The following is a 25,592-nucleotide window of genomic DNA, read 5'->3' as shown; positions in this document are numbered from 1 at the left end:
TGAGGCGCGCGGCGAGGACCGCCTCGCGCGGGGTACATCACGTTCCTCACCATGCAGCCGGCTCAGCACCATGCTGATGGCGGCCGCGCCCATGTCGGCGGTGGGCTGCGCGACGGTCGTCAGGGGCGGTGCGGAGTGCGCAGCCATGGCGATGTCGTCGAAGCCGACGACGGACAGGTCCGTCGGCACGCGCAACCCGGCCCGGTTCGCGGCCTGCAGCACGCCGAGGGCGACGGCGTCGTTCGCAGCGAAGATGGCCCTGGGCACGTCATCCGCCTCGATGATCATGCTCAGCGCGGCGACGCCGTCTGCCTGCGTCAGCTGGTCGACGAAGATCTCCCGTGCCTTGACCTGAGGCCCACCCTCGGCCATCGCGCTGCGGAAACCGCGGAGGCGTCCGGCGGTCTGCTTGTCCAGCCCGAGGTACGCGACCTCGCTGTGGCCGAGGCCGAGCAGATGGGTCACGGCATCGTGGGCCCCGCTCTCCGTGTTCGACGTCACGGTGTCCGAGACCAGCGGATCGGTGCGCAGGCCGATGCCGACCACGGGGATGCTCCTCGCAGCCGCCACGAGTGCGGAGTTGAGCCCCGGACTCTCCGGCGGCGTCACGATGACGCCGTCGACCCCGTGGGCGCGGAGCAGTTCGAGAGACTGTAGCGAGGCGTCCGGATCGTTGCCGGACTCGGCCACCACAAGCCCGTATCCGGTGGCACGGGCGTTTTGGCTGAGCGCCGACGCGATCTCGGCCACGAAGGGGTTACGCAGGTCGGACACGACGAACCCGAGGAGGCCGGTGCTCTTGGTGGTCAGGCTGGCCGCGGCTCGGTTGCGCACGTAGCCCAGTTCCTCGATGGCCCGGGCGATCCGCTGCTGGGTGACCGTGCCGACGTAGCCGTTCCCCGTCAGGTAGCGCGAGACGGTACCCACGGAGACACCCGCCCTCGTGGCAACGTCGTATGCGGTGACCATGGCTCTCCCTCCTGGCAACCACTGTGTAACCAGTTACATATGCAAGCGGTTACACATTAGGCCGGGCGTCGAAGCGGTGTCAAGGGTTTGTCCGGGGATTGGCGGACAGCTCAGGCTGCGCGCAGTCGGGACTCGAGCAGGTCGCCGGACAGGGCCGCGTCAGCCGCCAGCAGCGCCGCCCCGATGACCCCGCCGCTGCTGCCCGAACGCGCCGCCGTCACCCGCAGCTCGCGGCTGGCGAGCGGCAGCACCCTGGCATAGACCGCCTCCCGGACGCCGGCGACGAGCGCCTCGCCGGCCATCCCCAGCCGGCCACCCACGACGACCACCCTCGGGTTCAGCAGCGCCACGCAGGAGGCGACGACGTCCCCCAGCACACGGCCAGCATCCCGGAGCACGCCGGCGACGTCCGCGTCGCCGGCGGCTACGCGCTCCAGCACCTCGTCGAGCGAGGTGAGCGGCGAACCGGCCAGGCGCAGCGTTTCCAGCACGCCCGCGCCGCTCGCGTACGTGTCCAGGCAGCCCACATTTCCGCAGCGGCAGGCCCGGCCCCGGGCGCCCGGGGCGAAGATATGGCCCAGGTCGCCAGCCGCCCCCTCGGCGCCGTGCAGCAGCCTCCCGTCGGCGACGATGCCTGCACCGATGCCGGTGCCCACATGGACATACATCAGGTTGTCGACGTCGGGCCAGGCTGCGGCCCGCTCCCCCAACGCGAGCACATTGGCATCGTTGGCGGCGAAGGCAGGCAGGCCAGAGGCCTCGCTGAGCACGGCCCGCACATCGGTTCCGTCCCAGCCGGGCATGTTGGGCGGGGCGACGGGCAACCCCGAGCGGTCGACCGAGCCGGGAAGCCCGATGCCGACGGCGATGGGATCCATGCCGGCGACGTCTCCCAGCCAGCGCAGCCTCTCGGCCACCAACCCGAGCACGGGCCCCGGCCCCGCGGCGATGTCGATAGGCTCCTCCAACTGCGACAGCACCTCACCGGCGAGCGTCGTCACGGCGAAGGTGGCCCGGCGGATGCCGAGGTCGGCAGACAGGATCGCGTGCTGGGTGGGATCGAACTCGAAAGCGACCGACGGCCTTCCGCCTGTGGTGGTCAGGTTCGACGCCTCACGCACAAGCCCCGCCGCCTGCAGCGATTCGAGCCGCTGGACGACTGTGGAGCGCGCCTGCCCCGTCAACTCGGCGAGTTCACTGCGGGTCAGCGGCCCGGCACGCAACAGGCTCAGGACATGACCGGCGCTCCCCGGGCCCTCACCCATGCTGAGGGATCTGCGCAGCAACGTCATGCAACCTCCCTCCAGTGAGGCCGACAGTATGACACCCCACCCGCGCCCGGCAAGAGCCTCAACGCCGGGCAGCCATGACGTCTGCGGCCGGGCGCCCCGACCGGAGCAGCGATGCCATCTCGAACATCGACGGCGTGACGTGCGTGAAGAACCGGAAGTAGCCGGGGCAGAGATAGTTGAGGCCGGGCTCACCGGTCACCGTCGTCGCGAACCGGTCCTTCGGGCAGCCGCCATTGCAGGCCCAGCGGACCGGGCACTCCCGGCACTGCGCAGGCAGCGCCGTGCGCTTCGCCCGCCCGAACTCCACCTGGGCCGGCCGGCTGGCCAACTCGGCCAGGGACTCTTCGTTGATGTTGCCGAGCAGGTAGCCAGGCTCGACGAAGTGGTCGCAGCTGTAGACATCGCCGGTGTGCTCCACGGCGAGCTGCGTGCCACACTCCGGCGCCCGGACGCACAGGCTGTGCTGACCGAAGACGGCCCCCAGGGTCACGTCGAAGTCCTGGACGAAGACTGTGCCGACGTCGCGGGCGACCCATTCGTCGAAGATCGCGACCAGGAACTCCCCGTACGCCGCACCGTCGACGGTGCGGGAGGTGACACCGGCCCCGGCCTGGCGATAGGCGACGTATTCGCCCTCGCTGCGCCAGCCGGCCTCTGCGATCTCCTCGCTGCCCTCCTCGACGCGCTCCACGATGGGGATGAACTGGACGAAATCGGCCCCGAGGTCGTCACGGAAGTGCCGGTAGACCTCGAGCGGGTGGGCGACGTTGGCGGAGTTGACGGTGCACAGGATGTTGGTGTCGACCCCGTGACGCCGGAGCACCTGATAGCCGCGGACGACCTGGTCATAGGTGCCACGGCCCGCCTTGTTGACCCGGTACATGTCGTGCAGGTGGCGGGGGCCGTCGATGCTGACCCCGACGAGGAATCCCTCGGCGGCGAGGAACTCGCCCCAGGCATCATCGATGAGCGTCGCGTTGGTCTGGATCGCGTGGCGCACCTGCTGCGCCGGTCGGCGGAGCTCCTCCCCGAGTCTGAGGGCCTCACGGAAGAAGTCCAGACCGCGCAGCGTGGGTTCGCCACCCTGCCAGCCGATGATCACCTCGCCGTCGGGCTGGGAGTCCAGGTAGCGACGCAGGAACGCCTCGAGCGACGCATGGCTCATACGCTGCTCCGACTCCCCCAGAGGGCCTCCTTGGACAGGAAGAAGCAGTAGGAGCAGTCAAGGTTGCACGCCGCGCCCGTGGGCTTGACGATCAGGCTCAGCGGCCTCCGGACGATGCTCACGCGATTCCCCTCGACGACTTACGTCGACTATAGTCATAACGACGGCGAACCTCCACATAAGACGCCGAGATTGCCCTGAGGACATGAGACACCACGATTCCGGACCGCGCAACCGTGCGCATCTGGGCCTGCTCGCCCGCCTCCTGAAGGTCGGCATGATCGGGTTCGGCGGCGGCAGCGCCCTGATTCCCCTCCTGCAGCGTGAACTGGTCGCGGAGGGCCGGCTGGACGACGAGAGCTTCACCCACGACACCGTCATCGCGAACGTCACCCCGGGGGCGCTGCCGGTGAAGCTGGGGGCCCTGGCCGGAACCCGGCTGGGCGGCCCGCTGCTCGCAGTCCTCGGCGCCACCGCCGTCGCCCTGCCCGGAACCCTCGGCACCCTCGGCCTGCTCACGCTGTTCTCCCGACTCGGCCCCGGCGCCGTCGCCGTCATCGAGTTCGCCTCCATCGGCATCAGCGCCTACATCATCTACCTCCTCCTGGAGTACATGCACTCGGTGCTCGCCCCAGGAGGCTCCCCCGCCTGGCCGCTCATCGCCATCGCGGCCATGAGCTTCCTCGCCAGCGGGGGACGGCACACCCTCGCGCTCGTGGCGTCGACGACGGGGGTGCCCGTAGCGGCACAGCTGCCGCAACTCACCGCACTGCAACTGATCCTCGTCGCATTGACGGTCATCGTGGTGTGGTCCTTCTTCACGGCCCGACGGCGACCCCCGCAACCCCGGCAGGCACCGGCCACGGGCGGGCGCGGCGCCGGCAAGACCGCGCTGCTGCTGGTGGGGGCCACCGTCGTCCTCATCGGCGCCGCCGCACTCCTGCCGGGCGTCCGGGACGGCGTCTCGTTCCTCGTGCTGACCGTCGCCGCGACGCTTACCTCCTTCGGCGGCGGCGAGGCGTTCGTGGGCGTCGCCGACGGCTTCTTCGTCGCGAGCGGGCTGGTCGAGGCCGGCCAGTACTACGGCCAGATCGTCCCGGTAGCCAACGCGCTGCCAGGCCCCATCCTGATCAAGATCGTGGCAGGGCTCGCCCTCGAGGTCGGCGGGTGGCCCCTCGCGTTGATCGCGGCCGGCGTCGCGGTCACATCATGCTCGGCGGTGGCCGTCGGACTGTACGCAGGCTACGAACGGCTCCGCGACTCCCTGGTGATCCGCAACGTCGCCGCCTACATCATGCCGGTCATCTGCGGGCTGCTCGCCAGCACCGCCGTCTCGATGCTGGCCGCCGGCGTCACGATCGGAGCCAAGGTCGGCGTGTCAGCACTGCCGGTGCTGCTCAGCTCCGGCCTGGGCGTCGCCGTCGCGGCCCTGGCCGCCCGGCACACGAAGGCGCCGGGCGTGCTGGTGCTCGTGGTGCTGGCGGTCGCGTCGCTGGGCGCGCTCCGGCTCAGCGCCTAGCCTCAGAGCCTGGCGCGCAGCGCCCGGAGTCGCTCCAGCGAGGACTCACGCCCCAGGATCTCCATCGACTCGAAGAGCGGCGGGGAGACCTTGCGGCCGGAGATCGCGACCCGGACGGGGCCGAAGGCCACCCGCGGCTTCAGCCCGAGCCCTTCGACGATCTGCTCGCGGAGTGCGGCCTGGATGGCCTCCGCGTCGAACGGGCCCTCGGCAAGGGCCGCCACCGCAGCGTCGAGCACCTCGGCGGCACCGTCCGGCAGCGAGGCGAACGCGTCGTCTGCCACGGTCAGGTCGGCGTCGTCGGCGAACAGGAAGTCGAGCTGGGGCAGCGCATCCTTGAGCAGGACGAGTCGCTCCTGGATGATCGGCACCGCGCTGCGGAGGATCTCGAGTTGGCGTGGCGTCGGGTCCGCCCACTGGCCGGTCTCGGACGCGAAGGTGGCGATGCGGTCGGCCAGCTCATCGGCGCTCAGCAGGCGCAGGTAGTGGCCGTTCAGCCAGTCGAGCTTCTTCACGTCGAAGATCGGCCCGACCGTGTTGACCTTGTCCCACGAGAACCGCTCCACGAACTCCTCGAACGTGGAGACCTCGTTCTCCTCGTCCCCGGCGTAGCCCAGCAGCTGCAGGAAGTTGCGCACCGCCTCGGGCAGGTAGCCGTTCTCCTTGAACCACATGAGCCGCGCGGCCGGGTTCTTTCGCTTCGAGATCTTCGACTTGTCCGTGTTGCGCAGCAGCGGCATGTGGGCGAACCCGGGCGTCTCCCAGCCGAGCCACTGGTACAGCAGGACGTGCTTCGGCGTCGACGAGATCCACTCCTCGCCCCGGACGACCGTGTTGATGCCCATCAGGTGATCGTCGACGACGACGGCGAGGTGGTACGTCGGGAAGCCGTCCGCCTTGAGGATCACCTGGTCGTCCGGCCGGGGAGCCTTGACGGTGCCGCGGATGATGTCGGTGAACTCGAGGGGGCGTCGTCCGGGATGAGCATGCGCACGACCGGCCGGTCGGTGAAGCCGGGAAGCGCGGCCCGCTCCTCGCGGGTCTTGCCGACGCAGAGCCGGTCGTAGCCCGTGGTGGAGAGCTTCTGCCGGTTCTGCTCCTCACGCAGCTCGGCGAGGCGCTCCGACGAGCACCAGCAGTAGTAGGCGTGGCCGGCCTCGACGAGCTGGTCGACGAAGGGCCGATACGTGTCCAGGCGCTCCGACTGCTTGTACGGCGCATAGGGCCCGCCGACCTCCGGGCTCTCGTCCGGTGAGAGGCCGAGCCAGCGCAGGGAGTCGTAGATCTGCTGCTCGGACCCGGGCACCAGCCGCGCCTGGTCGGTGTCCTCGATCCGCAGCACGAACCTGCCTCCGGTCTTCCTGGCCCACGCGAGGTCGAACAGGGCCATGAAGGCCGTGCCGACGTGCGGGTCTCCGGTCGGGGAAGGGGCAACACGGGTGCGGGCGGGAGCATTCGTCATAGTGCCCCCAACTCTAGAGGAACACCCTGAATGGGCGCCCGGATGCCCCGGCCCGCCCCTGAACCTCCCAGGTCGGGGCCTTCCTGCGAGCCCGCCAGAAGGCAGACTTGTCGGCGTGGATGGTGACGACGACCAGGTGGACGCACGCGGCGACGCGCTGGAGCGCGCCCTCCGTCGGGGTCAGGCGGAACTGCAGAAGGACCAGCCGGCGAAGGCCACCCGCACGCTGACCTGGATCCTCGAGGACCTCCTCCCCGTTCCCGGCACCCGATTCCGCTTCGGTCTCGATCCCGTGCTGAGCGTCATCCCCTGGGCCGGAGCGGTGGTGGGGTCGGTTTTCGGGGCCGCGCTGCTCTTCGACGCGCTGCGGCTGCGCATGCCCCTGCCTGTGCTGGCCCGGATGATCGGCAACTGGGGACTCGACGCACTGCTGGGCATGATCCCCTACGCGGGTCCCCTCTTCGACCTCGCCTGGCGCTCCAACCGGAAGAACCTCGCGCTGCTCAACCGCACCATCGACAACCGGCAACAGGTGCACGAGGCCTCAGTGCTGTACTGGATCGTCGCCGTCAGCTCCGTCGTCGGCGTGATCACCTTGGCGATGCTCACACCGCTGCTCCTCATCGCCTGGTTGGCCTCATTGGGCTGACCGTCGTGGTCCCGATAGCATGACGCCATGACGAGCCCCGTGCTTCCGAGCAACTTCATCTACGACGCGATCCGAGCCGACATCGCCGCCGGAGAACGCGGCGGTCGCGTGCAGACGAGGTTCCCACCGGAGCCCAACGGCTTCCTCCACATCGGGCACGCCAAGGCCATCGTCGTCGACTTCGGCGCCGCCGACGACTTCAACGGCAAGTGCATCCTGAGGCTCGACGACACCAACCCCGAGACCGAGGATTCCGACTTCGTCCAGTCGATCATCGAGGACATCCGCTGGCTGGGCTACGAGCCCGCCGAGGATCGCTACGCCTCCGACTACTTCGAGCAGCTCTACGTCTGGGCGGAGCAGCTGATCACGGCCGGGCTCGCCTATGTCGACGACCAGGACAGCGAGGCCATCTCCGCCGGCCGCGGAGGCTACGGCAGGCCGGGGGTCAACTCCCCCTTCCGTGACCGCAGCGTGGAGGAGAACCTGGACCTGTTCCGTCGCATGCGGGCGGGTGAGTTCGCCGACGGCACCCACGTGCTGCGCGCGAAGATCGACATGTCCCACGAGAACATGCAGATGCGCGATCCGATCATGTACCGGATCCGCGCCGTCCACCATCACCGCACCGGTGACGAGTGGCCGATCTATCCGACGTACGACTGGGCCCACGGCCAGTCCGACGCCATCGAGGGCGTCACCCACTCGCTCTGCACCCTGGAGTTCGAGAGCCACCGTCCCCTGTATGACTGGTTCCTCGAGCAGCTGGGGGTCGTCGATCCGCCGCGCCAGTACGAGTTCGCGCGGCTGGAGCTGACCCACACCGTCACGTCGAAGCGGCGCCTGGCCAAGCTGGTCAACGACGGTGTCGTCGACGGCTGGGACGACGCCAGGATGCCGACCCTGCGGGGGCTCCGCCGTCGCGGCTACCCTGCGGCTGCGCTGCGCGCGTTCTGCCGCGAGGTGGGCACGACGCGCACCAACTCGCGCCAGTCCATCGAGTACCTCGAGGCCTACGTGCGACGTGAGCTGAACGCCACGGCCCAGCGCAGGATGGGGGTCCTGGATCCCCTGAAGCTGCGCCTGACCAACTGGCCCACCGACGCCGACGGCAACCCCGTCGTCGAGCACTTCGAGGTCGCCAACAACCCGGAGCGTCCGGAGGACGGCACCCGGCTGATCCCCTTCACCGGGGAATTGTGGATCGAGCAGGACGACTTCCGCGAGGTTCCCCGCCGAAGTACTTCCGTCTCTCCCCCGGCCGCGAGGTCCGGCTCCGCGGCGCCTACTTCGTCACAGCGACGGAGGCGGTCAAGGACGCCGACGGCAACGTCGTCGAGGTGCTCGCCACCTACGCCCCCGAGACCAAGGGCGGCAACGCCCCCGACGGGCGGCGCGTGAAGTCGACGATGCACTGGGTGTCGGCCCCGCACGCGGTCGAGACCACCGTGGCGCTGTACGAGCGGCTGTTCACCGCAGAGGCGCCCGGGGAGCGCACGGGCGAGGCTCTGGACGACCTGAACCCGAACTCCCGCAGGATCGTCGAGGGTGCCAAGGCGGAGCCCGCGCTGGCCGACGCCGCCCCCGGCGAGGTGGTGCAGTTCGAGCGGCTCGGCTACTTCGCCGCCGATCCTGACACGCCGATGCTGTTCCACCGGACGGTGGGGCTGCGCGACGAGTGGGCGTCGATCCAGAAGCGCGGCTGAGCCACGAACAAGTGACCGCCCCCGGTGACTCACCGGGGCGGTCCGCCTTTGCGCCCCGGAGGGCGTACGTCCAGGAACGCGAAAGGGCCGCGCGGTCTCCCGCGCGGCCCTCTCAGTGACTCAGTGAGTCAGCAGATCACTTGATGATCTTGGTGACGTTACCGGCACCGACGGTGCGGCCGCCCTCACGGATGGCGAACTTGAGGTTCTCCTCCATGGCGATCGGCTTGTTCAGGTGAACAGTCATCTCGGTGTTGTCGCCGGGCATGACCATCTCGGTGCCAGCGGGAGCTGGACGACGCCGGTCACGTCAGTCGTACGGAAGTAGAACTGGGGCGAGTAGTTCGAGAAGAACGGCTTGTGACGGCCACCCTCCTCCTTCGCGAGAACGTAGACGTTCGCCTCGAAGTCGGTGTGCGGGGTGGTCGACCCGGGCTTGATGACGACCATGCCGCGCTCGACGTCTTCCTTCTTGGTGCCGCGGAGCAGCAGGCCGACGTTCTCGCCGGCGCGACCCTCGTCGAGGATCTTGCGGAACATCTCGACACCGGTGACGGTCGAGGTCTGCTTGTCCTCACGGATGCCGACGATGTCGACGACGTCGCCGGTCTTGACGATGCCGCGCTCGATGCGGCCGGTGATGACGGTGCCACGACCGGTGATCGTGAAGACGTCCTCAACGGGCATCAGGAACGGCTTGTCGGTGTCACGCACCGGCTGCGGGATGTGCTCGTCGACAGCGGTCATGAGCTCGATGATCGAGTCGGCCCACTTCTCGTCACCCTGGAGGGCGGGGAAGGCGGCGACGCGGACGATCGGCAGGTTGTCGCCGTCGAACTCCTGGGCGGAGAGGATCTCGCGGAGCTCCATCTCGACCAGGTCGATCAGGTCGGCGTCAGCCTCGTCGATCATGTCGCACTTGTTGAGGGCGACGACGATCGCCGGCACGCCAACCTGGCGGGCCAGGAGGATGTGCTCGTGGGTCTGCGCCATCGGGCCGTCGGTGGCGGCGACGACGAGGATCGCACCGTCCATCTGGGCGGCACCGGTGATCATGTTCTTGACGTAGTCGGCGTGGCCGGGGCAGTCGACGTGCGCGTAGTGACGCTGCTCGGTCTGGTACTCGACGTGCGAGATCGAGATCGTGATGCCGCGCTGACGCTCCTCAGGAGCCTTGTCGATCTGGTCGAACGCAGAGACCGCGTTCCACTCCGGGTAACGGTCGTGAAGCACCTTCGTGATCGCCGCGGTGAGAGTGGTCTTGCCGTGGTCGACGTGTCCGATGGTGCCGATGTTTACGTGCGGCTTGGTCCGCTCAAACTTGGCCTTTGCCACGAGGGCTCCTTCTTGAAAATCGCCTCGCGGGTGCGGGGCAGTACGAACATTCCTCAGTGAGGGTCGGCAACCGAGCATACCGCCAGCTGCCATACCTTGCCAATCGTAGCGACGCGAACCGCGCACGCCAAACCGCCCGATTCCCGCTCCCCCGCGCCTCTCTGACAAGGACCTCAGGAACGACTCTACGCCGGACTGCAGGGCAATGAAAAAGGGCCGGCCGGGAGGTCTCCTCCCGGCCGGCCCCGTGGGTCAGCGAACCGTCAGGTTCACTCGCCCTTCGCCTTGGCGATGATCTCGTCGGCGATGTTCTTCGGCGTCTCCGCGTAGGAGTCGAACTCCATGGAGTACGACGCCTGGCCCGAGGTCTTCGAGCGCAGGTCACCGACGTAGCCGAACATCTCGGACAGCGGCACGATCGCGTTCACCACGCGGTTGCCGTGCTGCTCGTCCATCGAGCGGACCTGGCCACGACGCGAGTTCAGGTCGCCGATGACCGTGCCGAGGTAGTCCTCGGGGTGGTCACCTCGACGGCCATCATCGGCTCGAGGATGGCGGGGTCCGCCTTGCGGGCCGCCTCCTTGAACGCCATGGAGCCGGCCAGCTTGAAGGCCATTTCGGAGGAGTCGACATCGTGGTAGGCACCGTCGGTGAGGGTGGCCTTGATGTTGTCGACCGGGTAGCCGGCGAGGACACCGAACTGCATGGCCTCACGGATGCCCTGGTCCACCGCGGGGATGTACTCGCGGGGAACGCGGCCGCCGGTGACGGCGTTGACGAACTCGTAGCCCGAGCCCGGCTCGGTCGGCTCAAGGTCGATGATGACGCGCGCGAACTGGCCGGAACCACCGGTCTGCTTCTTGTGCGTGTACTCGATCTTCTCGACCTTGCGGCGGAGCGTCTCGCGGTAGGCCACCTGCGGCTTGCCGATGTTGGCCTCGACCTTGAACTCACGACGCATGCGGTCGATGAGGACGTCGAGGTGCAGCTCGCCCATGCCGGCGATGATCGTCTGACCGGTCTCCTCGTCCGTGTGGACGCGGAAGGTCGGATCCTCCTCGGCGAGCCGCTGGATGGCGGTGCCGAGCTTCTCCTGGTCGGACTTCGTCTTCGGCTCGATGGCCTGCTCGATGACCGGCGCGGGGAAGGTCATGGACTCGAGCACGATCGGGTGCGTCGGGTCCGCGAGGGTCTCACCGGTGGTGGTGTCCTTCAGGCCCATGACGGCGCAGATCATGCCGGCGCCGATCGAGTCGATCTCCTCACGCTTGTTGGCGTGCATCTGGTAGATCTTGCCGATGCGCTCCTTGCGGCCCTTGGTGGTGTTGAGCACCTGGGAGCCGGACTGCAGGACACCGGAGTAGACGCGGACGAACGTCAGCTTGCCCAGGTGGGGATCAGCGGCGACCTTGAACGCCAGGATCGACAGCGGCTCCGAGTCGGAGGGCTGACGCTCGAGGCGGACGGACTCGTCGCCCGGCTTGAAGCCGTCGATGGCCGGCACGTCGAGCGGCGACGGCAGGTAGTCGACGACCGCGTCGAGCAGGGGCTGGACGCCCTTGTTCTTGAACGAGGTGCCACAGACGACCGCGGTGAAGGTGTTGCTGATGATGCCCTTGCGGAGGGCAGCCTTGATCTGCGCGACCGAGGGCTCCTCGCCCTCGAGGTACAGCTCCATGATGTCGTCGTCGACGTCCGCGACGCGCTCGATGAGCGTGGCGCGGGCCTCCTTGGCGGCCTCGAGGAGGTCGGCGGGGATCTCTTCGACGTCGTAGTCCTCACCCATCACGGTCTCGCCGTGCCAGGTCAGGGCGCGCATCTCGACGAGGTCGACGACACCGAGGAAGTCGCTCTCCGAGCCGATCGGCAGCTGCAGGAGGACGGGATCGGTGGCGAGGCGCTCGCGGATCGTCTTGACGACGTGATCGAACGAGGCGCCCGTGCGGTCGAGCTTGTTGATGTAGCAGATGCGCGGCACGCCGTACTTGGTGGCCTGACGCCACACGGTCATCGACTGCGGCTCAACGCCGGCCACACCGTCGAAGACGGCGACGGCGCCGTCGAGGACGCGGAGCGAACGCTCCACCTCGACGGTGAAGTCGACGTGCCCGGGGGTGTCGATGATGTTGATCAGGTTGTCGTGCCAGAAACAGGTGGTGGCAGCAGAGGTGATCGTGATGCCACGCTCCTGCTCCTGCTCCATCCAGTCCATGGTCGCCGCGCCATCGTGGGTCTCACCGATCTTGTGGTTCTTGCCGGTGTAGAACAGGATCCGCTCGGTGGTGGTGGTCTTACCGGCATCGATGTGGGCCATGATGCCGATGTTGCGAACCTTATGCAGGTCGGTCACTAGCTATTCCTTTTCGAAAGTTTCAAGGATGAAGCGGTGAGTGCCCCCGACCCTTCGGCAGGGTCAGGGGCAGCAAATCACCAGCGGTAGTGCGCGAAGGCGCGGTTGGCCTCGGCCATCTTGTGCGTATCCTCGCGGCGCTTCACGGAAGCACCCAGGCCGTTGGAGGCGTCGAGGATCTCGTTCATGAGGCGCTCGGTCATCGTCTTCTCGCGGCGGGCGCGGGAGAAGCTGACCAGCCAGCGCATCGCCAGGGTGTTCTGGCGGCCGGGCTTGACCTCGATCGGGACCTGGTAGGTCGCACCGCCGACGCGGCGGGACTTGACCTCGATGGAGGGCTTGACGTTGTCGAGCGCCTTCTTCAGCGTGATGACCGGATCGACACCGGTCTTGGCGCGGGTGCCTTCGAGCGCGTCGTACACGATCGACTGCGCGACGGTCTTCTTGCCGTCGAGGAGAATCTTGCTGACGAGCTGCGAGACCACCGGGGACCCGTAGACGGGGTCGATGATGACGGGGCGCTTCGGCGCGGGACCCTTGCGAGGCATTACTTCTCCTTCTTCGCGCCGTAGCGGCTGCGAGCCTGCTTGCGGTTCTTGACGCCCTGGGTGTCGAGCGAGCCACGGATGATCTTGTAGCGGACACCCGGCAGGTCCCTCACACGACCGCCGCGGACGAGCACCATGGAGTGCTCCTGGAGGTTGTGGCCGACACCGGGGATGTAGGCGGTGACCTCGATGCCGGAGCTCAGACGCACGCGTGCAACCTTGCGGAGCGCGGAGTTCGGCTTCTTCGGCGTGGTGGTGTACACACGCGTGCACACGCCCCGACGCTGGGGCGAACCCTTGAGCGCTGGGGTCTTGTTCTTGGAGAGCTTGTCTGTCCGGCCCTTGCGGACCAGCTGCTGGATTGTTGGCACCTGCTGGTATCACTTTCGTCTTGGTGGACTGTACGTTTGTCTTCCCTGGCTGCAGCTTCCCCGCGGGCGGTCAGGACACATTACGACCACGACGCAGTTCGTCTGCCGTGCGGACTCAGCACATCCACGCTCTCTTCTGCAACGGTTGAGAGCGATCCACCATGCCAGGGCACGCACAAATGGGCCCGAGCAACCGGGCACGCCCGCCAAGATTACTCCAGGTGGCCGGTGAAACAAAAAGGACGGCGTTCGGGGCCGCAAGGGCGGCGGTCGAGACCGCGTCGATGGCCCGTGGAATGCAACAGGGGCCCGTGACCGAAGTCACGGGCCCCTGCGTCAATCAGGTTCAGCGAAGCTCGCCGAAGTCCATCTCGTCGAGCGGGACGGCCGGGCCGACCACGTCGGAACCGAACGAGTAGTCGTACGGGTCGTAGCTCATGGTGTAGGCCGTGGCGCGCGCCTCGTCGGTCGGCTCCACCCGGATGTTGCGGTAGCGGTCGAGACCGGTACCCGCCGGGATGAGCTTGCCGAGGATGACGTTCTCCTTCAGGCCGACGAGCGAGTCGCTCTTGCCCTGGATCGCGGCATCCGTGAGGACCTTGGTGGTCTCCTGGAAGGAGGCCGCCGACAGCCACGACTCGGTCGCGAGCGAGGCCTTCGTGATGCCCATGAGCACCGGACGTCCCTCCGCAGGCTTGCCGCCCTCGGAGATCGCCTGCCGGTTCGCCGCCTCGTACATCGCGCGGTCCACGAGCTCGCCCGGCATCATCTGCGTGTCGCCGGAGTCGATGACCGTCACGCGGCGCAGCATCTGCCGGATGATGATCTCGATGTGCTTGTCGTGGATGGGAGCGCCCTGGGTCGCGTAGACCTTCTGGACCTCCTCCACCAGGTGCTCCTGCACCTTGCGCAGACCACGCACCCGCAGAACCTCCTGCGGATCGACCTGGCCGGCGGTCAGCTGCTGACCGATGCTGACCCGGGCACCGTCGCGGATGTGCATCCGGACGCCGTCGTGGTCCTCGAACTCGAGACGGGTACGACGTCCGACCGGGTACTCCAGGTCCTCGCCACCGTCGTCGCGCACGATGATGATCTTGCGCGAACGGTCGCCGTCCTCGATGCGCACCACACCGTCAGCCTCCGCGATCGGAGCCTTGGCCTTGGGCTGGCGGGCCTCGAAGAGGCTCGTGACACGCGGCAGACCCTGCGTGATGTCGTCGCCCGCCACACCGCCGGTGTGGAAGGTACGCATCGTCAGCTGGGTTCCCGGCTCACCGATCGACTGGGCCGCGACGATGCCGACGGCCTCGCCGACGTCCACCGTCTTGCCGGAGGCAAGCGAACGGCCGTAGCACATGGCGCAGGTGCCGACCGCCGACTCACAGGTGAGGACGGAGCGGACCTTGACCGACGTGACGCCGGCCGCGACCAGGGTACGGATCTCGGCATCGCCGAGGTCGGTGCCGGCCGTGACCAGCACGTTGCCCTTCGCGTCGGCGGTGTCGACAGCCAGGGTGCGTGCGTAGACCGCGGTCTCGACGTCGCCCATGGTCTCGACCGTGGCGTCCTTGGCGAACGGCTCAGCCGGAATCTGGACCGGACGACCCGTGTCGGCGTCGACGCCAGGCGTCGACCACTTCGCGATGACCTTCATCAGGCCACGCTCGGTGCCACAGTCCTCTTCACGGATGATGACGTCCTGCGACACGTCGACGAGACGACGGGTCAGGTAGCCGGACTCGGCCGTCCGCAGAGCGGTATCGGCCTGGCCCTTACGACCACCGTGCGTCGAGATGAAGTACTCGAGAACGGACAGGCCCTCACGGAAGTTGGACTTGATCGGGCGGGCGATGATGTCGCCCTTCGGGTTGGCCACGAGGCCACGCATGGCGGCGATCTGACGCATCTGCGTCATGTTTCCTCGTGCACCCGAGTCGACCATCATGAAGATCGGGTTGTCCTCGGTGAAGTTATCCTTCATCGCCTCGGTCAGCTCGGCCGTCGCGTCGGTCCAGATCGAGATGAGCTCCTGACGGCGCTCGTCCTCGGTCACCGATCCGCGCTCGTAGAGCTTGTCGATCTTGCTGGCCCGCTTTTCGTAGCCGTCGAGGATCTGCGCCTTCTGCGGCGGCGTCTGCACGTCGGAGATCGACACGGTGACACCGGAGCGGGAAGCCCAGCGGAAGCCCATGGCCTTCAGGTTGTCCAGCGCGGTGGCGACGGTCACCTTGGCGTAGCGCTCAGCCAGCTCATTAATGATCTGGCCGAGGACCTTCTTACCGACGACAGTGTTCACGTAGCCGAAACCATCCGGCAGCGCCTCGTTGAACAGGGCCCGCCCCAGCGTGGTGTCCAGGAGGACGGTGCCGTCGGCGCGCGGGGTGACCCCGTCGACGACGACGCCGCTGAGGCGCAGCTTGATCGGGGAGGTGACCTCCAGCTCGCCGCGGTCGTAGGCCATGACGGCCTCCGCCAGCGACGAGAACGCGCGGCCTTCGCCCCTACCGTGACGCTCGAGCGTCAGGAAGTAGTGGCCGATGATCATGTCCTGCGTCGGCATGGTCACGGGGCGACCGTCGGCGGGCTTCAGGATGTTGTTCGTCGACAGCATCAGGATGCGTGCCTCGGCCTGCGCCTCCGCCGACAGCGGCAGGTGCACGGCCATCTGGTCGCCGTCGAAGTCGGCGTTGAAGGCGGTACAGACCAGCGGGTGGATCTGGATGGCCTTACCCTCGACCAGCTGCGGCTCGAAGGCCTGGATGCCGAGACGGTGCAGCGTTGGTGCACGGTTCAGCAGCACGGGGTGCTCGGCAATGACCTCTTCGAGAACGTCCCACACGACCGGACGCTGACGCTCGACCATCCGCTTGGCGGCCTTGATGTTCTGAGCGTGGTTGAGGTCGTCGAGGCGCTTCATGACGAACGGCTTGAAGAGCTCGAGCGCCATGGCCTTCGGCAGGCCGCACTGGTGCAGCTTGAGCTGCGGGCCCACCACGATGACCGAACGGCCCGAGTAGTCGACACGCTTGCCGAGGAGGTTCTGACGGAAGCGACCCTGCTTGCCCTTGAGCATGTCGGAGATCGACTTCAGGGGACGGTTGCCGGGTCCGGTCACCGGGCGGCCACGACGGCCGTTGTCGAACAGCGAGTCGACGGCCTCCTGGAGCATGCGCTTCTCGTTGTTCACGATGATCTCGGGGGCACCGAGATCCAGCAGCCGCTTCAGTCGGTTGTTCCGGTTGATCACGCGGCGGTACAGGTCGTTCAGGTCCGACGTGGCGAAACGGCCACCGTCGAGCTGCACCATCGGACGCAGGTCCGGCGGGATGACCGGGACGGCATCCAGCACCATCGCCGCTGGCGAGCTGGTGCCGGAGAGGAAGGCGCTGACGACGCGGAGGCGCTTGAGCGCCCTGGTCTTGCGCTGCCCCTTGCCGGTGGCGATGATCTCGCGCAGTTGCACGGACTCCGCCTGCAGGTCGAAGGACTGGAGGCGCTTCTGGATCGCCTCGGCGCCCATCGAGCCCTCGAAGTACCGCCCGAACCGCTTGGTCATCTCGCGGTAGAGCATCTCGTCGCCCTCAAGGTCCTGGACCTTGAGCGTCTTGAAGCGGTTCCACACCTCGTCGATGCGGTCGAGCTGGCGCTGAGTGCGGGTGCGGATGAGACCCGCCTCCTTCTCGGCGGCCTCGCGGACCTTGCGCTTGACGTCGGCCTTGGCGCCCTCTTCCTCCAGCTGCGCCATGTCTTCTTCGAGCTTGCGCATCCGCGCTTCGATGTCGGCGTCACGACGGGAGGCGACCTGCTTGGCCTCCACCTCGACCTTGGCCTGCAGCGACGCGAGGTCGCGGTGGCGGGCCTCCTCGTCGACGGCGGTGATCATGTGCGCGGCGAAGTAGATGACCTTCTCGAGGTCCTTCGGCGCGATGTCCAGGAGGTAGCCGAGACGGCTCGGGACGCCCTTGAAGTACCAGATGTGGGTGACAGGGGCGGCGAGCTCGATGTGGCCCATGCGCTCGCGGCGCACGTTGCTCCGGGTCACCTCGACGCCACAGCGCTCACAGATGATGCCCTTGAAGCGCACGCGCTTGTACTTGCCGCAGTAGCACTCCCAGTCCCGGGTGGGACCGAAGATCTTCTCGCAGAAGAGGCCGTCGCGCTCCGGCTTCAGGGTGCGGTAGTTGATGGTCTCCGGCTTCTTGACCTCGCCATGGGACCACTCGCGAATCTGCTCCGCGCTCGCGAGGCCGATTCGCAGTTCGTCGTAGAAGTTCACGTCCAGCACGTTGTGCTTCTCTTTCCCCTACTTGACGCAGTAGGTGCCTTCGAAAAAAAGTCTGAGTTGTTGTCGTGGGCTACGCCCAGTGTTGGTGTGACTGAGCAGCTACTCAGACTTCGCCGGCGTCCAGGAAGTTGTCGGATCCTGGACGGCGACCGAGGTCGATGCCGAAGTCCTCGGTGGAGCGGATGTCTTCCTCCGACTCACGAAGGTCGATGATCCGACCGTCGTCCGAGAGCACTTCGACGTTCAGGCAGAGAGACTTCATCTCCTTGACCAGCACCTTGAAGGACTCGGGGATGCCGGGCTCGGGGATGTTCTCGCCCTTGACGATGGCCTCGTAGACCTTCACACGGCCGGGGACATCGTCGGACTTGATGGTCAGGAGCTCCTGCAGCGCCCAGGCGGCGCCGTAGGCCTCGAGGGCCCACACCTCCATCTCTCCGAACCGCTGACCACCGAACTGGGCCTTACCGCCCAGCGGCTGCTGCGTGATCATGGAGTACGGGCCGGTCGAACGCGCGTGGATCTTGTCGTCGACCAGGTGGTGGAGCTTCAGCATGTACATGTAGCCGACGCCGATCTTCTCCGGGTACGGCTCGCCGGAGCGGCCGTCGAAGAGGTACGTCTTGCCGGAGGAGTCGATCAGCCGGTCGCCGTCACGCGTGGGCAGCGAGTTGTCCAGCAGGCCACCGATCTCGGTCTCGCTGGCTCCGTCGAAGACGGGGGTCGCGACCCTGGCGTTGCCTTCGACGCGGCCGAGGCCGACCTCCCGGAGGCGCTCGGCCCACTCGGCCTTGACCCCGGAGATGTCCCAGCCGGTCTTCGCGATCCAGCCGAGGTGGTTCTCGAGGACCTGGCCGATGTTCATGCGGGAGGGAACGCCCAGCGGGTTCAGGACGATGTCGACGGGGGTCCCGTCGGCGAGGAACGGCATGTCCTCGACCGGAAGGATCTTCGAGATGACGCCCTTGTTGCCGTGACGGCCGGCGAGCTTGTCACCGTCCGAGATCTTGCGCTTCTGGGCGACGTGGACGCGGACCAGCTGGTTCACGCCGGGCAGGAGCTCGTCGTCGTCCTCACGGTCGAAGACGCGCACGCCGATGACGGTGCCGGACTCGCCGTGGGGCACCTTCAGGGAGGTGTCACGGACCTCGCGGGCCTTCTCGCCGAAGATGGCGCGCAGAAGCCGCTCCTCGGGCGTCAGCTCGGTCTCACCCTTCGGGGTGACCTTGCCGACCAGGATGTCCCCAGCGGAGACCTCGGCGCCGATGCGGATGATGCCCCGCTCGTCGAGGTCGGCCAGCATCTCGTCGGAGACGTTGGGGATCTCGCGGGTGATCTCCTCGGCGCCCAGCTTGGTGTCGCGGGCGTCGACCTCGTACTCCTCGATGTGAATCGAGGTCAGCACGTCGTCCTGGACGATGCGCTGCGACAGGATGATGGCGTCCTCGTAGTTGAGGCCCTCCCACGGCATGAACGCGACGAGCAGGTTCTTGCCGAGCGCCAGCTCACCCTGGTCGGTGCAGGGGCCGTCGGCCAGCGGGGTGCCGATCTCGACCCGGTCGCCGGGGCTCACCAGCGGGCGCTGGTTGATGCAGGTGCCGGCGTTGGAACGCACGAACTTGTCCAGCTTGTAGCTGGCGTACGTGCCGTCGTCGTTGGTGATCTCGAGGATGTCGGCGGTCACCGAGGACACGACGCCGGGCTTGCGGGCCAGCGTGACGTCACCGACGTCGACGGCGGCGCGGTACTCCATGCCGGTGCCGACGAACGGGGCCTCGTTGCGGATGAGCGGGACGGCCTGACGCTGCATGTTGGCGCCCATGAGGGCACGCGACGCGTCGTCGTGCTCGAGGAACGGGATCAGTGCGGTCGCGATGGAGACCATCTGGCGCGGGGACACGTCCATGTACTCGACCTCGGCCACGGGGACCTCGTCGGCGTCGCCGTGCTTCAGGCGGACGAGCACCCGCTCCTCCGTCAGGCGGCCGTTCTCGTCGACGGCGGCATTGGCCTGCGCGATGGCGTAGCGGTCCTCCTCGTCGGCGGTGAGGTAGTCGATCTGCTCGGTGACCAGGCCGTCGACGACGCGACGGTACGGGGTCTCGATGAAGCCGAACGCGTTGACGCGGGCGAACGACGCCAGCGAACCGATGAGGCCGATGTTCGGGCCTTCAGGCGTCTCGATGGGGCACATGCGGCCGTAGTGCGACGGGTGGACGTCACGGACCTCCATGCCGGCGCGGTCACGGGACAGACCGCCGGGGCCCAGCGCCGACAGGCGACGCTTGTGCGTCAGGCCGGCCAGCGGGTTGTTCTGGTCCATGAACTGCGACAGCTGCGAGGTTCCGAAGAACTCCTTCAGCGCCGCGGTCACCGGCCGGATGTTGATCAGGGTCTGCGGCGTGATCGCCTCGATGTCCTGCGTGGTCATCCGGTCGCGGACGACGCGCTCCATACGACCCAGGCCCGTGCGGAGCTGGTTCTGGATGAGCTCGCCGACGGTGCGGAGACGACGGTTGCCGAAGTGGTCGATGTCATCGGCCTCGACGGGCAGGTCCCCGAGGGTCTCCTGGTGCTCGTGGAGGGCGACGACGTACCGGATCGCGGCGACGATGTCGTCGTTCGTCAGCACCTGCTGGTCGAACGGAAGCTCGAGGCCGAGCTTCTTGTTGATCTTGTACCGGCCGACCTTGGCGAGGTCGTAGCGCTTCGGGTTGAAGTAGTAGTTCTCCAGCAGCGCCTGGGCCGCGTCACGCGCCGGGGGCTCGCCCGGACGCAGCTTGCGGTAGATGTCGAGGAGGGCCTCGTCCTGGGTCTTGACGGTGTCCTTCTCCAGGGTGAGCCGCATCGACTCGTAGTCGCCGAACTCGTCGAGGATCCGGTCCTCGTTCCAGCCGAGCGCCTTGAGCAGCACGGTGACGTTCTGCTTGCGCTTGCGGTCGAGGCGCACGAAGACCATGTCGCGCTTGTCGATCTCGAACTCCAGCCACGCACCACGCGACGGGATGACCTTGCAGGAGAAGATGTCCTTGTCGGACGTCTTGTCGGGGGTCTGCTCGAAGTAGACGCCGGGCGAACGGACGAGCTGCGACACGACGACACGCTCGGTGCCGTTGATGATGAAGGTGCCGCGGTCGGTCATCAGCGGGAAATCACCGATGAAGACGGTCTGCGACTTGATCTCACCCGTGTCGTTGTTCACGAACTCGGCGGTGACGAAGAGGGGCGCGGCGTACGTGACGTCGCGGTCCTTGCACTCCTCGATGCTGTACTTGGGCTCCTCGAAGCGGTGGTCGCGGAAGGATAGCGACATCGTCTCGTTGAAGTCTTCGATCGGGGAGATCTCGGCGAAGATCTCTTCCAGGCCGGAACGGGTGTTGACGTCGGTACGGCCGGCGGCCAGCTGGGCCTCCACCGACGCACGCCACGTCTCGTTCCCGATCAGCCAGTTGTAGGCGTCGATCTGCAGGTCCAGGAGGTTGGGAACCTCGAGTGGGTCCTGGATCTTCGCGAACGAGATCCGGCCGGTGGACGAGACGACATTGGTGTTCTTCAACGCAGAGCGCGAGGCGGCCAAGATTCGGTCCTTCCAAGAACGCTTGAAGCTGTAATCCGCATGGCGAAGCGCCCGTCAGAAGTTTCCGGGCACGGCGCATAGCTGGGCAAACAACCACTATAGAGCAAGGAAGCACGGACAGCAAACGCCGCAGGCCAGCTCGGGCCTTGCGGACTCTCCCCGATCAACGTTGATCTTGGTGAAGATGATAGCGCCGGACGGCGTCACCGCAACCCGTCGCCCCGGCGCGTCGCCCGACGCGGCACGCCCGGACATGCGACGCGGCCCGCCCCCAGTGGGGACGGGCCGCGTCGATGTGTGCGCTACGCGCGTCGGGTCACTTGAACTCGACGGAGCCGCCGGCGGCCTCGAGGGCCTCCTTGGCCTTGGCAGCGGTCTCCTTGTCGACGCCCTCAAGGACGGCCTTGGGGGCACCCTCAACGAGGTCCTTGGCCTCCTTCAGGCCGAGGGAGGTCAGAGCGCGCACCTCCTTGATGACGGCGATCTTCTTGTCGCCACCGGAGGTGAGGATGACGTCGACCTTGTCGGAGCCCTCCTCCTCAGCGGCCTCTTCGCCGGCGGCGGCCGGGGCGGCAGCAGCGGCAACCGCGACCGGAGCGGCAGCGGTGACACCGAAGGTGTCCTCGAAGAGCTTCACGAACTCGGAGAGCTCGATCAGGGTCATCTCCTTGAAGGCATCAAGGAGCTCGTCGTTGGTGAGCTTCGCCATGTGGCGTTCCTTTCCTAGAAAGTTTGTGATCGCAGCAGTCGCTGCAACGGATCACTCCGCAGCGGGCGCTGCTTCTTCGGTTGCCGCATCAGCGGCGGGGGTCTCGTCCGAGGCTTCGGCGGCAGGCGCGGAGCCGGCGCCACCGATCAGGGAGGGGTCGGCCTGCGCAGCCGTCTGCAGCGCGCCGAGGGCGCGGGCGCCCTGCGACAGCGGGGCAGCCAGCAGGTAGGCGGCCTTGGCCAGGTTGGCCTGCAGCGCGCCTGCCATCTTCGCCAGCAGAACCTCGCGGGATTCGAGGTCAGCCAGCTTCAGCACAGCGTTGGCGTCGAGGAACTTGCCCTCGAGAACGCCACCCTTGATAGCCAGGGACGGGTTGGCCTTTGCGAAGTCGCGCAGCCCCTTGGTGGCTGCAGCGATGTCGCCCGTGACGAACGCGATGGCCGTGGGGCCGGTGAGGGAGTCTTCAATCCCCTCGATACCGGCTTCCTTGGCCGCGATCGCCGTCAGGGTGTTCTTCGCAACGGCGTAGGTGGCGTCCTCACCGAGGGATCGACGAAGCGTCTTCAGATCCTTCACGGTGAGACCGCGGTACTCGGTCAGTACTGCCGCCGCGGAGTTGCTGAACGCATCAGTCAACTCAGCGACCGTGGCAGCCTTATCCGGCCTCGCCATGTGGTCTCCTTCCGGTCCTAACTTCCCCCGACATCCCGGTGGGGTGTCGGAGCACCGATGGACCGCAACAAAAAAGCCCCGTCGCCGGTGGCGCGGGGCACTGTCGGCACGGGGCTGACAGCTGTCACGTTCACCTGCGCGGGCGCCTTGCGGCTTTAGGACTTTCATCACCTGCGGTCTTCGGCTCGGCCAAGGTTACCCGCCACGGGTCACACCGCCAAATCGCGGGTGACTCCGGGAGGAACACCGTCGCTTTCGGGCCGGACGCAGGGCGTGCATTACGCTCAGCCTTTGGAATTGCACCCTTATTGAAAGAGGCACCCGATGCGTCGCATCCTCGCCGCAGGTCTCCTGACCGCCCTGCTCCTGACCGCCTGCGCCGGCTCCGGCACCCCCGGCGAACCCGGCGCGACCGGTTCGGCCGGTTCAGCCGGCGACCTGAGCTTCGACGTCTCCGGCGTCGCCACGGTCGACGACATCGCCGCGCTGGTGCCGGCCGCGATCAAGGACAGCGGCAAGCTGGTCGTCGGCGCCTCGATCGACTACGCCCCGGCCGAGTTCCGCGCTGAGGACCTCAAGACGGCGATCGGCTACGACGTCGACATGGCCAAGGCCCTCGCCAAGGTCATGGGCCTCGAGGCCGAGGTCGTCGACGGCGAGTTCGCCTCCCTGCTGCCCGGCATCGGCACCAAGTACAACGTCGGCATCTCGTCGTTCACCGTCACCGAGGAGCGCACCGCCAGCTACAACATGGTGAGCTACATCACGGTCGGCTCCAGCTACGCCGTCAAGACGGGCAACCCGACGGGCTTCGATCCCGAGGACATCTGCGGCAAGTCGATCGCCGTCCAGACGGGCACCTGGCAGGACGAGGAACTCGCGACGTTCTCCGAGGCCTGCACCGCCGACGGCAAGGACGCGATCGACATCCTGCAGTACGGCCGCCAGTCCGACGCCACGACCAACGTCGTCGGCGGCAAGGCCGTGGCCTTCTACGCCGACTCGACCGTCGCTGACTACGCATCGTCCCTGACCAACGGCCAGATGGAGATCGTCGGCGGCATCCGCGACGCCGCCCCGCAGGGCATCGTCGTGGCGCAGGACGACGCCGAGCTGACCGAGGCCGTGCAGAAGGCCATGCAGCAGCTGATGGACGACGGCACGTGGGGCAAGATCCTCGACGCCTGGGGCATCGACACCGAGGCCGCGCTGGCCACCGCCGAACTGTTCCCGCAGAGCTGAGTCAGCCATGTCCGAGCCAACACCCGAGCTGATCCGCGCCCGCCCCGTCTTCAGGCCGAGCGTCTGGATCTGGGCGGCCATCGTGTCGGTACTGGTGGCCATGTTCGTCCATGGCCTCCTCACGAACCCCAACTACCGCTGGGACGTCGTGTTCGAGTACCTGTTCGATCCGCGGGTCCTCTCGGGTGTCGGCTGGACGCTCATCCTCACCGTCGCCGCCATGGCGCTGGGCATCGTCATGGCCGTCACCATGGCGATCATGCGGATGGGCACCAACCCCGTGCTGCGCGCCGTCTCCTACGCCTACATCTGGTTCTTCCGCGGCACACCCATCTACACGCAGCTGATCTTCTGGGGCCTGATCGGCGTGCTCTACCCGAAGCTGAGCCTCGGGATTCCCTTCGGCCCTGAGTTCTTCGTGTTCGACACCTACACGGTCATCAACGCCACCGTCGCCGCCATCCTCGGTCTCGGCCTCAATGAGGGCGCCTACCTGGCCGAGATCGTCCGCGGCGGTCTGCTGTCCGTTGACAAGGGGCAGTGGGAGGCGGCCAACGCCCTGGGCATGAAGCGGTCGACGACGCTGCGACGCATCGTCATCCCGCAGGCGATGCGTGTCATCGTCCCGCCGACCGGCAACGAGACCATCTCCATGCTGAAGACCACGTCGCTGGTCATCGCCGTCCCGTTCTCGATGGAGCTGAACTTCGTCACCAACGCGATCGGCAACTCGAACTTCCTGCCCATCCCGCTGCTGCTCGTCGCGGCGATCTACTACCTGTTGATCACCTCGATCCTCATGGCCGGGCAGACGCGTCTCGAGGCGTACTACGGCCGCGGCTTCGACGGCGAACGCCCCACCAAGGCGGCCCGGGGCATGTCCCGCAAGCAGCAGTCGATCCTCGCGGCAGGGACCGTGAAGGACGACCCCACCCTGGAGGTGACCCCGTGACCGCGATGGTCCAGGCGATCGACGTCCACAAGTTCTTCGACGAGCTCCACGTGCTGAAGGGGATCAACCTGACGATCGAGCGCGGCGAAGTCGCCGTGCTGCTCGGGCCCTCCGGCTCCGGCAAGTCGACCCTGATCCGGTGCATCAACGAACTCGAGCAGATCAGCGCCGGACGCATGTACGTCGACGGCGACCTGATGGGGCTGCGCGAGGAGAACGGGCGGCTGTACCGGCTGAGCGACAAGGCGATCGCGAAGCAGCGCTCCCGCATCGGCATGGTCTTCCAGAGGTTCAACCTCTTCCCCCACATGACCGCCCTCGAGAACGTCATGGAGGCGCCACGCCAGGTGCTGGGGATGACGAAGGCCGAGGCGGAGGCCGACGCCCGCGAGCAGCTGGAGCGCGTCGGCCTGTCGGACCGCGCCGACCACTACCCGTCGCAGCTCTCCGGTGGGCAGCAGCAGCGGGTGGCCATCGCCCGCGCCCTGGCGATGAAGCCGGAGCTGATGCTGTTCGACGAGCCGACGTCGGCCCTCGACCCCGAGCTGGTGGGCGAGGTGCTGCAGGTGATGAAGGATCTGGCAGCGTCGGGCATGACGATGATCGTCGTCACGCACGAGGTGGGCTTCGCCCGCGAGGTCGCCGACAAGGTCGTCTTCATGGACGACGGCGTGATCGTCGAGGCCGGGGTGCCGGCTGACGTCATCGGCAACCCGCAGGAGGACCGGACCAGGGAGTTCTTCGCGAAGGTCCTCTGACGGGCGGGGGCGTGGCCCCCTGCCCCTC

The 25,592-nt window shown here is 67.4% G+C and carries 14 protein-coding genes and 5 pseudogenes; 6 read left to right on the top strand and 13 right to left on the bottom strand.

Annotated features, from left to right (window positions below):
- Positions 1-75: 75 nt before the first annotated feature.
- The 4 genes and pseudogenes from H9L22_RS20210 to H9L22_RS19410 all read right to left on the bottom strand — a co-directional run.
- Positions 76-969: pseudogene (locus H9L22_RS20210) on the bottom strand (LacI family DNA-binding transcriptional regulator); the annotation flags it as partial.
- 110 nt (positions 970-1,079) lie between these two features.
- Positions 1,080-2,261, bottom strand: a complete 1,182-nt coding sequence (locus H9L22_RS01680; protein ID WP_187721341.1) for an ROK family transcriptional regulator — start codon at positions 2,259-2,261, stop codon at positions 1,080-1,082.
- Between the two features lie 58 nt (positions 2,262-2,319).
- Positions 2,320-3,426 (bottom strand): anaerobic sulfatase maturase, encoded by a 1,107-nt coding sequence (locus H9L22_RS01675; protein ID WP_226966049.1) that lies wholly within the window; start codon positions 3,424-3,426, stop codon positions 2,320-2,322.
- Entirely contained in the window at positions 3,423-3,548 is a 126-nt protein-coding gene (locus H9L22_RS19410) for a hypothetical protein (RefSeq protein WP_264292517.1), read from the bottom strand. The genes H9L22_RS01675 and H9L22_RS19410 overlap by 4 nt, the downstream gene beginning before the upstream one ends.
- 83 nt (positions 3,549-3,631) lie before the next feature.
- Here H9L22_RS19410 and H9L22_RS01670 point away from each other — a divergent pair, with 83 nt between their 5' ends.
- Positions 3,632-4,945, top strand: coding sequence for a chromate transporter (locus tag H9L22_RS01670; RefSeq protein ID WP_187721340.1), 1,314 nt, complete (start codon positions 3,632-3,634; stop codon positions 4,943-4,945).
- A 2-nt stretch (positions 4,946-4,947) separates the two neighbouring features.
- Here the strand turns inward: H9L22_RS01670 and gltX are convergent.
- A pseudogene (gltX, locus tag H9L22_RS01665) lies at positions 4,948-6,335 on the bottom strand (glutamate--tRNA ligase).
- Between the two features lie 187 nt (positions 6,336-6,522).
- On the opposite strand from gltX, the gene H9L22_RS01660 reads away from it, so the two are divergent.
- Positions 6,523-7,056: a DUF4112 domain-containing protein gene (locus H9L22_RS01660; protein WP_187721339.1), complete on the top strand. Its 534-nt coding sequence runs from the start codon at positions 6,523-6,525 to the stop codon at positions 7,054-7,056.
- Positions 7,057-7,083: 27 nt separating this feature from the next.
- A pseudogene (locus tag H9L22_RS01655) lies at positions 7,084-8,762 on the top strand (glutamine--tRNA ligase/YqeY domain fusion protein).
- 136 nt (positions 8,763-8,898) lie between these two features.
- Here the strand turns inward: H9L22_RS01655 and tuf are convergent.
- From tuf to rplJ, 8 genes and pseudogenes are all read right to left on the bottom strand, one after another.
- A pseudogene (gene tuf, locus H9L22_RS01650) lies at positions 8,899-10,097 on the bottom strand (elongation factor Tu).
- Between the two features lie 269 nt (positions 10,098-10,366).
- Positions 10,367-12,411, bottom strand: a pseudogene (fusA, locus tag H9L22_RS01645) (elongation factor G).
- A gap of 113 nt (positions 12,412-12,524) precedes the next feature.
- On the bottom strand, positions 12,525-12,995 hold the full coding sequence (gene rpsG, locus H9L22_RS01640; protein ID WP_187721338.1) for a 30S ribosomal protein S7: 471 nt from the start codon (positions 12,993-12,995) through the stop codon (positions 12,525-12,527).
- Entirely contained in the window at positions 12,995-13,366 is a 372-nt protein-coding gene (gene rpsL / locus H9L22_RS01635) for a 30S ribosomal protein S12 (protein ID WP_187721337.1), read from the bottom strand. Before rpsL ends, rpsG begins: the two co-directional genes overlap by 1 nt.
- 346 nt (positions 13,367-13,712) lie before the next feature.
- Complete coding sequence (gene rpoC, locus H9L22_RS01630; protein WP_187721336.1) at positions 13,713-17,654, bottom strand: DNA-directed RNA polymerase subunit beta'; 3,942 nt, start codon at positions 17,652-17,654, stop codon at positions 13,713-13,715.
- 103 nt (positions 17,655-17,757) lie between these two features.
- Complete coding sequence (gene rpoB, locus H9L22_RS01625) at positions 17,758-21,231, bottom strand: DNA-directed RNA polymerase subunit beta (protein ID WP_187721335.1); 3,474 nt, start codon at positions 21,229-21,231, stop codon at positions 17,758-17,760.
- Positions 21,232-21,547: 316 nt separating this feature from the next.
- On the bottom strand, positions 21,548-21,940 hold the full coding sequence (gene rplL, locus H9L22_RS01620) for a 50S ribosomal protein L7/L12 (protein ID WP_187721334.1): 393 nt from the start codon (positions 21,938-21,940) through the stop codon (positions 21,548-21,550).
- A gap of 51 nt (positions 21,941-21,991) precedes the next feature.
- The gene (gene rplJ, locus H9L22_RS01615) at positions 21,992-22,612 is read right to left on the bottom strand and encodes a 50S ribosomal protein L10 (protein WP_187721333.1); all 621 of its coding nucleotides are present in this window, start codon (positions 22,610-22,612) and stop codon (positions 21,992-21,994) included.
- Positions 22,613-22,936: 324 nt separating this feature from the next.
- Here rplJ and H9L22_RS01610 point away from each other — a divergent pair, with 324 nt between their 5' ends.
- The 3 genes from H9L22_RS01610 to H9L22_RS01600 are packed head-to-tail and all read left to right on the top strand — an operon-like array spanning position 22,937 to position 25,564.
- The gene (locus tag H9L22_RS01610) at positions 22,937-23,854 is read left to right on the top strand and encodes an ABC transporter substrate-binding protein (RefSeq protein WP_187721332.1); all 918 of its coding nucleotides are present in this window, start codon (positions 22,937-22,939) and stop codon (positions 23,852-23,854) included.
- Between the two features lie 7 nt (positions 23,855-23,861).
- Positions 23,862-24,806 carry an amino acid ABC transporter permease gene (locus H9L22_RS01605; protein WP_187721331.1) on the top strand — a complete coding sequence of 315 codons (945 nt, stop codon included), beginning with the start codon at positions 23,862-23,864 and terminating at the stop codon, positions 24,804-24,806.
- A 5-nt stretch (positions 24,807-24,811) separates the two neighbouring features.
- On the top strand, positions 24,812-25,564 hold the full coding sequence (locus H9L22_RS01600) for an amino acid ABC transporter ATP-binding protein (protein ID WP_187722514.1): 753 nt from the start codon (positions 24,812-24,814) through the stop codon (positions 25,562-25,564).
- The last annotated feature ends 28 nt before the right edge of the window (positions 25,565-25,592 follow it).

Origin of the sequence: Tessaracoccus defluvii (genome assembly GCF_014489575.1) — a bacterium.
Classification (GTDB): Bacteria; Actinomycetota; Actinomycetes; order Propionibacteriales; family Propionibacteriaceae; genus Arachnia; species Arachnia defluvii.
The sequence above is the reverse complement of the archived record's forward strand: the minus strand, read 5'-3'. Positions and strand labels throughout refer to the sequence as shown.

What these genes read in the sequence shown, in the direction of transcription:
- H9L22_RS01680 (WP_187721341.1), bottom strand. Translation starts at nt 2,261, where the DNA reads ATGACGTTGCTGCGCAGATCCCTCAGCATGGGTGAGGGCCCGGGGAGC.
- H9L22_RS01675 (WP_226966049.1), bottom strand. Translation starts at nt 3,426, where the DNA reads ATGAGCCATGCGTCGCTCGAGGCGTTCCTGCGTCGCTACCTGGACTCC.
- H9L22_RS01670 (WP_187721340.1), top strand. Translation starts at nt 3,632, where the DNA reads ATGAGACACCACGATTCCGGACCGCGCAACCGTGCGCATCTGGGCCTG.
- rpsG (WP_187721338.1), bottom strand. Translation starts at nt 12,995, where the DNA reads ATGCCTCGCAAGGGTCCCGCGCCGAAGCGCCCCGTCATCATCGACCCC.
- rplL (WP_187721334.1), bottom strand. Translation starts at nt 21,940, where the DNA reads ATGGCGAAGCTCACCAACGACGAGCTCCTTGATGCCTTCAAGGAGATG.
- rplJ (WP_187721333.1), bottom strand. Translation starts at nt 22,612, where the DNA reads ATGGCGAGGCCGGATAAGGCTGCCACGGTCGCTGAGTTGACTGATGCG.
- H9L22_RS01610 (WP_187721332.1), top strand. Translation starts at nt 22,937, where the DNA reads ATGCGTCGCATCCTCGCCGCAGGTCTCCTGACCGCCCTGCTCCTGACC.
- H9L22_RS01605 (WP_187721331.1), top strand. Translation starts at nt 23,862, where the DNA reads ATGTCCGAGCCAACACCCGAGCTGATCCGCGCCCGCCCCGTCTTCAGG.
- H9L22_RS01600 (WP_187722514.1), top strand. Translation starts at nt 24,812, where the DNA reads ATGGTCCAGGCGATCGACGTCCACAAGTTCTTCGACGAGCTCCACGTG.